The sequence below is a fragment of the Streptomyces gamaensis genome, from assembly GCF_042656465.1.
In the GTDB taxonomy this organism is placed as follows: domain Bacteria; phylum Actinomycetota; class Actinomycetes; order Streptomycetales; family Streptomycetaceae; genus Streptomyces; species Streptomyces gamaensis.
Genome location: NZ_JBHSPB010000003.1, coordinates 1 through 12,706, shown reverse-complemented (window position 1 = coordinate 12,706; position 12,706 = coordinate 1). Strand labels below are relative to the sequence as shown.

Here is a 12,706-nt window from a genome sequence, read left to right as displayed (position 1 = left end):
TCAAGGTCGAACGCGAAAGGCCCAGCCCCCAAGGGGCCGGGCCTTCAACTGCTGCGGTCCTGACGGGATTTGAACCCGCGGCCTCCACCTTGACAGGGTGGCGAGCACTCCAAACTGCTCCACAGGACCTTGCTCCGCTTCCCACTCCCGTGGGCTGCTGAGGAGACTCTACAGCAGGTCAGGGGGTGCGGTCGAACCCGATCACGGCCATGCCCCCGGCTTCCGCCCCGGCCCGGCCCCCGCACCGCCCACGGCCCGTACGCCCCTGGGGCAGGACCTAGGGGACCAGCCGGTCGATCGCCTTCGTGATCCGCTTGTCGGAGACCGGGTGGGCCGTGCCCAGGGCGTGCGCGAAGTAGCTCACCCGCAGCTCCTCGATCATCCAGCGGACCTCGCGGACCTCCTGCGGCACCGGGTGCCCCTGGGGGAACTGCTCCAGCAGCCACGCGTACTCGTCCTGCATGTCCCGCGCCTTCGCCATCCGGGCGCGGTCGCGCTCGGCGTTCGACGGCAGCTGGGTGAGCCGCCGGTCGACGGCCACGAGATACCGCAGCAGATCCGGCAGCCGGCGGACCCCGTGCTCGGTCACGAAGCCCGGCGCGACGAGCCACGCGAGCTGCTCACGCACATCCGCGAGCGACTCCGCCAGGACCGCGCTCGTGGACAGCGGCGGCGACTTCAGCCGGCGCTCGCACGACTGCCAGGCGGCCAGCACCTCCTGCGTCCTGCGGACCGCGTCCAGCGTCGCGTCGACGATGTCGGCGCGCACGGCGTCGAACAGCTTGCGGAAGGACTCCTCGTCCCACGCCGGACCGCCGTGCGCGGCGATCAGCTTGTCGGCGGCACCGGAGACGCAGTCGTCGAAGAGGGCCGTGATCGAGCCGTGCGGGTTCGCCGACAGCGCCAGCTTCTGCGGATTGCTCAGCCGGTCCTGGGCGAACTTCGCCGGGTTCGACGGCAGGTTCAGAAGAATCAGCCGGCGGGTGCCCCGCCACATCGCCTCGCCCTGCTCGGCCTCCGTGTCGAACAGCTTCACCGCCACCGAGGAACCCTCGTCGACCAGCGCCGGGTACGCCTTGACCGGCTGCCCGGCCCGCCGGGTCTCGAAGACGCGCTCCAGAGTGCCGATCGTCCACTGCGTGAGCCCGGACCGCTGCTCCGGCCCGCGCGCTGCCGCGCCGTCCCCGGAGGCCCGGCCGCCCCGTCTGTCGCGCCCGTCCCGCTCGGCCTGCTCGAAGGCGCGGTTGATCGCGGCCTGCGTCTTCGGCCTGAGGCGGATCCGCAGGGCTTCGAGGTCCTTGTCCTCCGCGATCTTCCGCCTGCGCTCGTCGGTGATCCGGAACGTGACCTTCAGATGGTCGGGGACCTTCGCCAGGTCGAAGTCCTCCGCCGTCACCGGCACGCCCACCATCCGCTGGAGCTCGCGCGCCAGCGCGGCCGGCAGCGGCTCCTGCAGGGGCACGGCCCGCTCCAGGAACGCCTTCGCGTAGTTCGGCGCCGGCACGTAGTTGCGGCGGATCACCTTGGGCAGCGAACGGATCAGCTCGGTCACCAGATCCTCGCGCAGCCCCGGGATCTGCCAGTCGAAGCCCTCGGCCGTGACCTGGTTGAGCACCTGGAGCGGAACATGGACGGTCACACCGTCCGCGTCCGCGCCCGGCTCGAACTGGTAGGTCACCTTGAACTTCAGCCGGCCCTGCCGCCAGGAGTCCGGATAGTCCTCCTTGGTGACCGCCCCGGCCTTCTCGTTGATGAGCATGGAGTGCTCGAAGTTCAGCAACTCCGGCTCTTCGCGCCGCTTGTGCTTCCACCAGGAGTCGAAGTGGGCGCCGGAGACGATGTGTTCGGGCAGCCGCTGGTCGTAGAAGTCGAAGAGCGTCTCGTCGTCGACGAGGATGTCGCGGCGGCGGGCCCGGTGCTCCAGCTCCTCGACCTCGCCGAGGAGTCTGCGGTTGTCGTGGAAGAACTGGTGGTGCGTGCGCCAGTCGCCCTCCACGAGCGCGTTGCGGATGAACAGCTCGCGGCTGGTCTCCGGGTCGATACGCCCGTAGTTCACCTTCCGCTGGGCCACGACCGGCACGCCGTAGAGCGTCACGCGCTCGTACGCCATCACGGCCGCCTGCTTCTGCTCCCAGTGCGGCTCGCTGTAATTGCGCTTGACCAGATGCTGGGCCAGCGGCTCGATCCACTCCGGCTCGATCTTCGCGTTGACCCGGGCCCACAGCCGCGAGGTCTCCACGAGCTCGGCCGACATCACCCAGCGCGGCTGCTTCCTGAACAGCGCCGAACCCGGGAAAACGGCGAACTTGGCGCTGCGGGCACCCAGATACTCGTTCTTCTCGGTGTCCTTCAGACCGATATGGGAGAGCAAGCCCGCGAGCAGTGACTGGTGCACGCGCTCCGGCGCCGCGTCCTCCTCCGACAGATGCACACCCATGGACTTGGCGACCGTCCGCAGCTGCGAGTAGATGTCCTGCCACTCACGTATGCGCAGATAGTTCAGGAACTCCGCACGGCACATGCGGCGGAACGCCGACGACGACAGCGCCTTCTGCTGCTCCCGCACATACCGCCACAGGTTCAGGAAGGCCAGGAAGTCGCTGGACTCGTCCTTGAACCGGGCATGCTGCTGGTCGGCCTGCTGCTGCTTGTCCGTGGGCCGCTCGCGCGGATCCTGGATCGACAGCGCCGCCGCGATCACCATGACCTCGCGGACACAGCCGTTGGTATCCGCCTCCAGCACCATACGGGCCAGCCGCGGGTCGACCGGCAGCTGCGAGAGCTTGCGCCCCAGTCCCGTGAGCCGCTTCTTCGCATCTTTCTGCTTCGGATCGAGCGCCCCCAGCTCCACCAGCAGGTCCACGCCGTCCTTGATGTTGCGGCGGTCCGGCGGGTCGATGAACGGGAACTTCTCGATGTCGCCGAGACCGGCCGCCGTCATCTGCAGAATGACGGACGCCAGATTCGTCCGCAGGATCTCGGCGTCGGTGAACTCCGGCCGGGAGAGAAAGTCGTCCTCCGAGTACAGCCGGATACAGATGCCGTCGGAGGTACGGCCGCAGCGGCCCTTGCGCTGGTTCGCGCTTGCCTGCGACACCGGCTCGATCGGCAGCCGCTGCACCTTCGTGCGATGGCTGTAGCGGGAGATACGGGCGAACCCCGGGTCGATGACATAACGGATGCCCGGCACCGTCAGCGAGGTCTCCGCGACATTCGTCGCCAGCACGATGCGGCGGCCCGCGTGCGGCTGGAAGACACGGTGCTGCTCGGCGTGCGACAGCCGCGCGTACAACGGCAGGATCTCCGTGCTCTGCCCGACCGCGCCGCCGGCGCTCTGCAGCTTCTTGTGCAGCGCGTCCGCCGTGTCACGGATCTCCCGCTCGCCGGAGAGGAAGACGAGGATGTCGCCCGGACCCTCGGCCCGCAGCTCGTCCACCGCGTCACAGATCGCGGTCACCTGATCGCGGTCGGCCTCCCCGGAATTCTCCTCCAGCAGCGGCCGGTAACGGACCTCCACCGGATACGTGCGGCCACTCACCTCGACGATCGGGGCATCCCCGAAATGCCGCGAGAAACGCTCCGGGTCGATCGTCGCCGACGTGATGACGACCTTCAGGTCGGGGCGGCGCGGCAGCAGCTGCGCGAGATAGCCCAGGATGAAGTCGATGTTGAGGCTGCGCTCGTGCGCCTCGTCGATGATGATCGTGTCGTACTGGCGCAGCTCCCGGTCCGTCTGGATCTCGGCCAGCAGAATGCCGTCCGTCATCAGCTTGACCAGGGTCTCGCCGCCGACCTGGTCGGTGAAACGGACCTTCCAGCCGACCGCCTCGCCCAGCGGGGACCGCAGCTCCTCGGCGACCCGCTCCGCGACCGTGCGCGCCGCGATCCGGCGCGGCTGCGTGTGCCCGATCAGGCCCTTGACGCCACGGCCCAGCTCCAGACAGATCTTCGGGATCTGCGTGGTCTTGCCGGAACCGGTCTCGCCCGCGACGATCACGACCTGGTGGTCGCGGATCGCCTTGAGGATCTCGTCCTTCTTCTGGCTGACCGGCAGCTGCTCCGGATACGAGACCGCCGGCACGGACGCACGACGCCCCGCGACACGCGACTCCGCCTCCACGACCCCCTCCGCGATCTCGGCCAGCACGGCCTCACGGGCCTCGGTCTTACGGATACGACGCGCACCGTCCAGCCGCCGCCCCAGCCGCTGCTGATCGCGGAGCGTCAGCTCGGACAGGCGGCCGGCAAGACCGGCGAAGGTGGCGAGGGCAGGCTGCGTAGACATACGGGATCCAGGATCGCACCCTGCGCCACGAAGCGGCGAACGCATTTAGGGGGCCGGCCCCCTGGCCCCGGGCCCCGGCGGGGCGGCCCGCCCGCCGAGGCTGGCCGGGGGCGCGTGGGGCCGGGCCGACCGGGGGCGGGCCCCTGGCCCCGACCCGGTCCTCCGGGGGCAGCGACGGCTGGCCGGGGACGCGTGGGCTCGGGGGCACCCCGAAAACATCGGACCCCGGTGCGGGGCGGGTGCCTCACCGCAGCCGGGGCTGCGGAACCGGCGGCCGGGCATGCCCGGAAAAAGCACTGGGCCCCCCGACGCGAGTCGGGGGGCCCACCGTGGCTGGGGCCGGGGTCGAACCGGCGACCTTCCGCTTTTCAGGCGGACGCTCGTACCAACTGAGCTACCCAGCCGAGCGATCACGCAAGTGATCACAGCGGTCCTGACGGGATTTGAACCCGCGGCCTCCACCTTGACAGGGTGGCGAGCACTCCAAACTGCTCCACAGGACCAAGCAATGTGCGAGCACTAGTCTCGCACATGGTGATGCGTGCCCCCAACGGGATTCGAACCCGTGCTACCGCCTTGAAAGGGCGGCGTCCTGGGCCACTAGACGATGAGGGCTGATGGCCCACCTGGGCGCTTCGCAGCGCGTCGGGGACGTGAGAAGCATATGGGATGCGAGGTGGGAACGCCAAAACGGTTACCCGCGACGGGGGAGCGCGACAGGGGAGCGGCCCCTGGCCGACGTGACCGGCGCCGCCACGGCGCCCCCGCACGGCCCGCGCGTCCCCCGCCCCCGTGGCCGACAATGGCCGCGTGCTGGAGATGACGCGCGAGGAGTTCGAGGAACTGGTCGCCGAGGCCCTGGACCGCATCCCCCCGGAGCTGACGCGGCTGATGGACAACGTGGCCGTGTTCGTCGAGGACGAGCCGCCGGCGGAGGATCCGGAGCTGCTCGGTCTGTACGAGGGGACGCCGCTGACCGAGCGCGGCGAGTGGTACGCGGGCTCGCTGCCGGACCGGATCACGGTCTTCCGGGGGCCGACGCTGCGGATGTGCGAGAGCCGGGAAGAGGTCGTACGCGAGGCCGAGGTGACGGTCGTTCACGAGGTGGCCCACCACTTCGGTATCGACGACGCGCGCCTCCACGAACTCGGCTACGGCTGACAGGCACGGGTGCAGGCGCGCGTACGGGCGCAGGAACAAGCACCGGCACCGGATACGGCTGAGGCGCCGGCACCCCGCAGTGGCGCACGGGGTGCGTGGGGGCGGCGCGCCGCGGGTTGAGGCGGCGGCGTGCGCGCCGCGCGTGTCCTGGGCGGGGCGGGCCCAGTTGGGCAGGGGGCCCTGTCCTGTGCGGGTCCCGCGCCAGCCCCATCGCGGGTCCCGCGCCGGCCCCCACGCGAGTCCCGCGCGAACCCGAAGGCGGTCCGTCCATGCGCCCCCAGCAAGCCCACGCAGCCGTCACCCGGATCGCGGCCACGGCCGTCGCGGCCCTGGCCCTCGGCGGGTGCATGAGCGTGAGCGACCCGCAGCGCCCGGCGCCGTCGACGCGCTCGGACAAGGTGCGCGAGACGGGGTCCGAGCTGGACGACGGGGTGCGGGCCCCGGGCCGCGCGCCCGGCGCCCGTATGGACGGCAAGTCGGCCAAGGGCGGCGCGAGCGGCGGCCCGGCGTCGCGCGGTGCCTCGCCGGTGGCGTCCGGTTCGGGGGCGCCTTCGGAGGCGCCCGCGCAGCCCTCGGCGGATCCGGGGCGGCGCCCGGCGCCGAAGCCGAAGCCGCCGTCGAGCTCGGGTCCGGGCCCGCTGCCTCCGCCGCAGCGGCCGTCCTCGCCGTCCCCGGCGGCGCCGACGCAGCCGTCCAGCCCGTCCCCGGAGTCGCCGGTGTCGCATCCGCCGTCGACGTCGTCCCCGCCGTCGCCGCAGCCGGGGCCGCGGTCGGCCTCGGCGTCGTGAGGGCGTCCGGTGGCGGAGTCCTGTGCAGGACGTGTGGCGGACGTCATGGGGGCGAGCCGGGCAGCGGCTTGCGCCGCCTGCCCCGAGGTGCGTATGGTGGTAGATCGTTTGATCCCATTTGCCCGGCGCCACGTAGAAGCGCGCCGTGTGGCGCGTTCCTTACCTTGCCGTGGCTGACCGCATCGAGGCGGTCATTTGTGAAGCCGACACGGAGCTTGGGCGCGTGCCGAAACTCCGGAAGGTTTCGCATTTCGCATGACTGTTTCTCCTGACCTCACCGCTGACGTCACCCTCGACGAGCTGGAGCAGGCCGTGGCCGCCGACGCCGTCGACACCACCAACGCTGTCGACACCGCCGACACCGCCGACGCCGTCGAGAGCGCGGAGGCCGCCGAGGCCGCCGAGCCCACCATCACCTTCGCCGACCTCGGTCTGGACGAGGCGATCGTCCGCAAGCTCGCGCAGAACGGCGTGACCACGCCCTTCCCGATCCAGGCCGCGACCATCCCGGACGCTCTGGCCGGCAAGGACATCCTGGGCCGTGGCCGTACGGGCTCCGGCAAGACCCTCTCCTTCGGTCTGCCGCTGCTGTCCCTGCTGGCCGGCGGCCGCACGGAGAAGAAGCGCCCCCGCGGTCTGATCCTCACCCCGACCCGTGAGCTGGCGATGCAGGTCGCCGACGCCCTGCAGCCCTACGGCGACGTCCTCGGCCTGAAGATGAAGGTCGTCTGCGGCGGTACGTCGATGGGCAACCAGATCTACGCCCTGGAGCGCGGCGTCGACATCCTCGTCGCCACCCCGGGCCGGCTGCGCGACATCATCAACCGGGGCGCCGCCTCCCTGGACGAGGTGAAGGTCGCCGTCCTCGACGAGGCGGACCAGATGGCCGACATGGGCTTCCTGCCCGAGGTCACCGAGATCCTCGACCTGGTGCCGACGGACGGCCAGCGCCTGCTGTTCTCCGCGACGCTGGAGAACGAGATCGACACCCTGGTCAAGCGCTACCTGGTCGACCCGGTCACGCACGAGGTCGACCCGTCGGCCGGCGCCGTGACCACGATGACCCACCACGTCCTGGTCGTGAAGCCGAAGGACAAGGCCCCGGTCACCGCCGCGATCGCCGCCCGCAAGGGCCGCACCATCATCTTCGTCCGCACCCAGCTGGGCGCCGACCGTGTCGCCGAGCAGCTGCGCGAGTCGGGCGTGCGCGCCGACGCGCTGCACGGCGGTATGACCCAGGGCGCGCGTACCCGTGTCCTGGAGGACTTCAAGGCCGGTCACGTGGGTGTCCTGGTCGCCACCGACGTCGCCGCGCGCGGTATCCACGTCGACGGCATCGACCTGGTCCTCAACGTCGACCCGGCCGGTGACCACAAGGACTACCTGCACCGCTCGGGCCGTACCGCCCGCGCCGGCCAGTCCGGCACCGTCGTCTCGCTGGCGCTGCCGCACCAGCGCCGCCAGATCTTCCGGCTGATGGAGGACGCGGGCGTCGACGCCTCGCGTCACATCGTCGGCGGGGCCGGTGTCTTCGACGAGGACGTGGCCCGTATCACGGGTGCCCGTTCGCTGACCGAGGTGCAGGCCGACTCGGCGGCCAACGCCGCCAAGCAGGCCGAGCGCGAACTGGCCGAGCTGAACCGGGAGATGGAGCGTCTGCAGCGGCGCGCGTCCGAGCTGCGCGAGGAGGCCGACCGTCTGCTGGCGCGCGCGGCCCGCGAGCGCGGCGAGGACCCGGAGGCGGCTCTCGCGGCCGCGGCCGAGGCGGCCGAGGCGGAGCGCAAGGCGGAGGCGGAGGCCGAGGCCGCTGCCGCCGCGGAGCGTGCCGAGCGCGCCGAGCGTGAGCGCCGCGAGCGCCGTGACGAGCGCGGCAACTTCGAGCGCCGCGGGGACCGTTCGTACGGCCGCGACCGTGACGACCGTCGCGAGGACCGTGGCGGCTTCCGCCGCGATGACCGTCGTGACGACCGCCGTGACGACCGCCGTGACGACCGTGGTGGCTTCCGTCGTGACGACCGTCGCGAGGACCGCCCCTTCAACCGTGACCGCGACCGGGACCGCCAGGACCGCCCGTTCAACCGGGACCGCCGCGACGAGCGCCCCTTCAACCGTGACGACCGTCCCGGCTTCCGCCGTGAGGACCGCGGTGGCTTCCGCCGCGACGACCGCCGTGACGACCGTGGTGGCTTCCGCCGTGACGACCGTCGCGAGGACCGTGGTGGCTTCCGCCGCGACGACCGCCCCTCGGGCGGCGGTTTCCGCCGTGACGACCGTCCGGGCTTCCGCTCCGGCGGCGGCGACCGTCCGTTCAACCGTGACCGCCGTGACGAGCGTCCCGGCTTCCGCTCGGGCGGCGACCGCCCGTACGGCCGCCGTGACGACCACCGCGGCGGTTCCTTCGGCCGCCGCGAGGACAAGCCGCGCTGGAAGCGCAACGGCTGACGCGCACAGTCGAGTTGGGGCCCGTACACCGTGCCGGCGGTGTACGGGCCCCGTCCCTTTCCCGCCGCGCGTCGCGGGCCTCGGCCCTATCGACTCTGGATAATGCGGTCGGCCGGGCTATGCTGCGGGGTGCGGGCCGTTAGCTCAATTGGCAGAGCAGTGGACTTTTAATCCATTGGTTGTGGGTTCGAGTCCCACACGGCCTACGCGATGCGGACCGGGGCCGGCCCCCGTGGTCCGCGGCTGACGCCCCGTCCGGGTTCTCCCGGGCGGGGCGCTTCGGCGTTGTGGGGCCCGTACGGGCCCGGCGGCCGGTCCGGTCAAGGACGTCAAAGGCGCCAAGGGTGCTTTTTCCGCCAAAGATGCCGACATGATCGCCCGGACGCCCCGCCCTGCCCACGCACGTAGGCCGCCCCACTCCCCTCACGGCAGCACCACCGCCCGATATCGGTTAGCCAAAACCCCACCCCCGTCCCGTGTTCGCGCCGCTACGGTAAGTGCGCGCAGTGGGCGAGGCGATGGCGAGGGTCGGGAGGTCGATGAGCCGTGGAGAACTCGCGGGCCGCTGACGGCGAGGGCGGCACCAGGGGCAGGGGACGGCGCGGTTTCGAGGAGGAGCAGGGCGGCAGCCTCGCGGCGACGCCCGCCGAGCATGTGAGGGATCTGCTGGAGCGGGCCCAGAACGGGTTCGAGTTCGACGAGCCGCTGCTGGCGCGGCTGCGTACGGCGCTGATGCACCAGGCGGAGCTGCGTTCGTACCGGCAGCGCAACGACGAGCCGAGGCCGCTGCGGTGCAACACCTACCGGCACATCTTCCTGCTGTCCGACGGCAGCAGTCTGCTGCTGTACGAGCTGGAGCACGACACCGGCGACGAGGAGGGGTTCCTCTACGAGCTGTACGCGCACGAGGAGGCCCTCGACCGCGCCGAGCGCCGGGTGCACGAGCGCATCGGCGGCGGGCTCGGCCCCGGCTGGGACGGCGAGGAGGTGCCGGCGTGGCTGGCGGAGGAGCTGCTGCTGGCCATGCAGCCGACCCGGCCGCGCCGGGAGTACGTGTGCGACGCCTCCCCGGACCACGCCCGCCGGCTGCTGCGCCGCGCGGAGAACACGGACGGGCCCGGCGAGGTCGTGCGTGAGCTGTTGCAGGGGGCGCTGGGCCACCACATCGCGCTGATCACCAAGCCGCGCCGCCGGGGCACCGGGCGGGACGCGACCTGGTGCCGTTTCTACGAGCACGCGTTCCTGCTGGAGGGCGGCGCCGAGCTGAGCCTGTGGGAGCTGGAGCACAACATGAACACCGACGGCCGGCTCGTGTGTGAGGTGTATCTCGACGAGGCCGAGGCGGAGGTCGCCGCGGACCGGCACGCGCGGGCCCAGGGGGTGGAGCTGTAGCGGGGGACGGCCCCGTCGGCGGTGATCGGGAAGCGGTGATCGGGAAGGCGGTCGTGAAGGCGATCGTGAAAACGACCGGCCGTGATCGCCGCCGACGTGCTACGGTTGAACGAAGTTGCAGTTGTGGTACCCATGAACTCGTGTGCGCCTGACGGTATGTAGCCCCGCAGGCGCATTTTTGTTTTTTCCGGTCCTTTCCGGTGCGGTGCCCAAAACAGACATGTGAGGAGAACAACATGGCCACGGGTACCGTGAAGTGGTTCAACGCGGAAAAGGGCTTCGGCTTCATCGAGCAGGACGGCGGCGGCCCCGACGTCTTCGCCCACTACTCGAACATCGCCGCGCAGGGCTTCCGTGAGCTCCTTGAGGGCCAGAAGGTCTCCTTCGAGGCCACCCAGGGCCCGAAGGGCCTGCAGGCCGAGAACATCACGGTCATCTGAACCGGGTGAATTCCCGCGGCTGTTGAGCCGCGAAGGCAATGGGGTCCGTACCGCGAGGTGCGGGCCCCATTGCCGAACCCTGTGCTTGATCTGAACCCCAACTCTCGTTATTCATCGCGCCCTTTCCTGGCGCCCCGCCGCCGCCCGTTCCGTGTGACCGGGCCGCCGAGCGGAGCGAAGTCCTGTACCGGGCGCCCCCCTTGAGCCCCTTGAGGGAAGGTCCCCATGACTCGCTCCGCCCGCCCCGACGCCGGTTCGCCGTCCGGCGAGGGTTCCCCCCGCTCGTCCCGTACCCGCCGCCGTTCCTCCGGTACGGGCGGTACGGCGCCCCGTACGGCCGGCTCCGCCACGGGCTCGGAGCCGACCGGCACCCGGTCCCGTAACCCCCGCCGCACCCCGCAGAACGACCGGCCGGCCCGCGCCGGCGCCCCGGCCGCTGACGCGGGGCCCGCACGTGACGGCCGGACCGCCGATGCCGCCGCCGGTGACCGCTCTGCCCGTTCCGCGCGCGGCGACCGGTCCACCCGCGCCGGTCAGGCGCCCCGTACGGACGTGACCTCGCGCGACGCGAACGGCCGCCCCGTCGACGGCACCGGCACCCCGGCCCGTACCGGCCGCCCCGCCCGCAACGACCGGTCCGCCCGTGCCGGCAAGGCACCCCGCTCCGGCGAGGCGCCCCGCAACGGCCGCCGTCCCGCGGCGCAGCCCGCCGCCGACTTCGCGATGCCCGAGTCGACGACTCCGGCGCTGCCCCCGGTCGCGTCCTTCGCCGACCTCGACATGCCCGGCGCGCTGCTGGACGCGCTGGCCCGGCAGGGCGTCACCGAGCCGTTCCCGATCCAGGCCGCGACGCTGCCGAACTCCCTGCACGGCCGCGACGTCCTCGGCCGGGGCCGTACGGGCTCGGGCAAGACCCTCGCCTTCGGCCTCGCCGTGCTGGCCCGTACCTCCGGGAAGCGCGCGAAGGCGGGCCGCCCGCTCGCGCTCGTCCTCGTGCCCACGCGCGAGCTCGCGCAGCAGGTCACCGACTCGCTCACCCCGTACGCGGCCTCCGTCGGCCTGCGGGTGGCGACCGTCGTCGGCGGTCTGTCGATCGGCCGGCAGGCGCAGACCCTCGCGCGCGGCGCGGAGGTCCTCGTCGCGACCCCGGGCCGCCTCGCGGACCTGATCCAGCGCGGCGACTGCGCGCTCGGCGACGTGGCGATCACCGTGCTCGACGAGGCCGACCAGATGGCCGACATGGGCTTCCTGCCGCAGGTCACGCGGCTGCTGGAGCAGGTCGCGCCGGGCGGGCAGCGCATGCTGTTCTCCGCGACCCTCGACCGCAACGTCGACCGTCTCGTGCGCCGCTTCCTCACCGACCCGGTCACGCACTCCGTCGACGGCTCGGTGGGCGCGGTCAGCACGATGGAGCACCACCTGCTGCACGTCGGCGAGCTCGACAAGAAGGACGCCGTCACGCGCATCGCCGCCCGCGAGGGCCGCGTGATCATGTTCGTGGACACCAAGCGGGGCGCCGACCGGCTGGTGAAGAAGCTGCTGGCACAGGGCGTACGCGCCGCCGCGCTGCACGGCGGCAAGAGCCAGCCGCAGCGCAACCGCACGCTGGAGCTGTTCCGTACGGACCAGGTCACCGCCCTGATCGCGACGAACGTGGCCGCGCGCGGCATCCACATCGACGGCCTCGACCTCGTCGTCAACATCGACCCGCCCGTCGACCACAAGGACTACCTCCACCGCGGCGGCCGCACGGCCCGCGCGGGCGAGTCCGGCACGGTCGTCACGCTCGTCCTGCCCGAGCAGCGCCGCGAGATGTCCCGCATGATGACCACCGCCAAGATCACCCCGAACGTGGTGAAGGTGGCGAGCCCCCAGGACGAGGAACTGACCCGCATCACGGGCGCCCGCGAACCGAGCGGCGTCCCGGTCACGATCGCGCCATCGCCTGCGGCGAGCGGCGGCAATGGCGGCTCGGGCACGCGCCGCCGAGGCGGAAGCCAGGCCACGCGCGAGTCCTCGGGCACGCGCCGAGGCGCGGGAACACGAACCCGCAGGACGGCCGGAACCGGCGGCCGCACGCCGCGCACGCGCCCGTAACCCGGGCCGCCTGTAGCCGAGCGGGCGGCGGGCGCGTTCTCCCCGCCGCCCGCCGCCCGCCGCCCGCCGCCCGCCGCGCGCCGCGCGCCGCGCGCCGCGCG

7 protein-coding genes and 5 tRNA genes are annotated in these 12,706 nt (G+C 72.1%); 7 read left to right on the top strand and 5 right to left on the bottom strand.

Features of this window, described 5'->3' with window-relative positions:
* Positions 1 to 54: 54 nt before the first annotated feature.
* From ACFP1Z_RS04940 to ACFP1Z_RS04920, 5 genes are all read right to left on the bottom strand, one after another.
* A tRNA-Asp gene (locus ACFP1Z_RS04940) sits at positions 55 to 129 on the bottom strand.
* Positions 130 to 277: 148 nt separating this feature from the next.
* A complete protein-coding gene (hrpA, locus tag ACFP1Z_RS04935; protein WP_390314642.1) occupies positions 278 to 4,285 on the bottom strand; it encodes an ATP-dependent RNA helicase HrpA in 4,008 nt (1,335 codons plus the stop codon).
* A gap of 330 nt (positions 4,286 to 4,615) precedes the next feature.
* A tRNA-Phe gene (locus ACFP1Z_RS04930) sits at positions 4,616 to 4,689 on the bottom strand.
* A gap of 24 nt (positions 4,690 to 4,713) precedes the next feature.
* Positions 4,714 to 4,788, bottom strand: a tRNA-Asp gene (locus tag ACFP1Z_RS04925).
* Positions 4,789 to 4,827: 39 nt separating this feature from the next.
* Positions 4,828 to 4,900 (bottom strand) — tRNA-Glu (locus ACFP1Z_RS04920).
* A 195-nt stretch (positions 4,901 to 5,095) separates the two neighbouring features.
* Here ACFP1Z_RS04920 and ACFP1Z_RS04915 point away from each other — a divergent pair.
* The 7 genes from ACFP1Z_RS04915 to ACFP1Z_RS04885 all read left to right on the top strand — a co-directional run bounded on the left by ACFP1Z_RS04915 (position 5,096) and on the right by ACFP1Z_RS04885 (position 12,605).
* Entirely contained in the window at positions 5,096 to 5,446 is a 351-nt protein-coding gene (locus ACFP1Z_RS04915) for a metallopeptidase family protein (RefSeq protein ID WP_390314641.1), read from the top strand.
* Between the two features lie 269 nt (positions 5,447 to 5,715).
* Positions 5,716 to 6,234, top strand: coding sequence for a hypothetical protein (locus ACFP1Z_RS04910; RefSeq protein WP_390314640.1), 519 nt, complete (start codon positions 5,716 to 5,718; stop codon positions 6,232 to 6,234).
* 255 nt (positions 6,235 to 6,489) lie between these two features.
* The gene (locus ACFP1Z_RS04905) at positions 6,490 to 8,676 is read left to right on the top strand and encodes a DEAD/DEAH box helicase (RefSeq protein WP_390314639.1); all 2,187 of its coding nucleotides are present in this window, start codon (positions 6,490 to 6,492) and stop codon (positions 8,674 to 8,676) included.
* Positions 8,677 to 8,809: 133 nt separating this feature from the next.
* Positions 8,810 to 8,882: transfer RNA gene (locus ACFP1Z_RS04900), tRNA-Lys, on the top strand.
* Between the two features lie 340 nt (positions 8,883 to 9,222).
* Complete coding sequence (locus ACFP1Z_RS04895; protein WP_390314638.1) at positions 9,223 to 10,068, top strand: DUF6227 family protein; 846 nt, start codon at positions 9,223 to 9,225, stop codon at positions 10,066 to 10,068.
* Positions 10,069 to 10,304: 236 nt separating this feature from the next.
* Positions 10,305 to 10,508: a cold-shock protein gene (locus ACFP1Z_RS04890; RefSeq protein WP_390314637.1), complete on the top strand. Its 204-nt coding sequence runs from the start codon at positions 10,305 to 10,307 to the stop codon at positions 10,506 to 10,508.
* A 225-nt stretch (positions 10,509 to 10,733) separates the two neighbouring features.
* Complete coding sequence (locus ACFP1Z_RS04885; protein WP_390314636.1) at positions 10,734 to 12,605, top strand: DEAD/DEAH box helicase; 1,872 nt, start codon at positions 10,734 to 10,736, stop codon at positions 12,603 to 12,605.
* Positions 12,606 to 12,706 lie beyond the last annotated feature (101 nt).

What these genes read in the sequence shown, in the direction of transcription:
- hrpA (WP_390314642.1), bottom strand. Translation starts at nt 4,285, where the DNA reads ATGTCTACGCAGCCTGCCCTCGCCACCTTCGCCGGTCTTGCCGGCCGC.
- ACFP1Z_RS04910 (WP_390314640.1), top strand. Translation starts at nt 5,716, where the DNA reads ATGCGCCCCCAGCAAGCCCACGCAGCCGTCACCCGGATCGCGGCCACG.
- ACFP1Z_RS04905 (WP_390314639.1), top strand. Translation starts at nt 6,490, where the DNA reads ATGACTGTTTCTCCTGACCTCACCGCTGACGTCACCCTCGACGAGCTG.
- ACFP1Z_RS04890 (WP_390314637.1), top strand. Translation starts at nt 10,305, where the DNA reads ATGGCCACGGGTACCGTGAAGTGGTTCAACGCGGAAAAGGGCTTCGGC.
- ACFP1Z_RS04885 (WP_390314636.1), top strand. Translation starts at nt 10,734, where the DNA reads ATGACTCGCTCCGCCCGCCCCGACGCCGGTTCGCCGTCCGGCGAGGGT.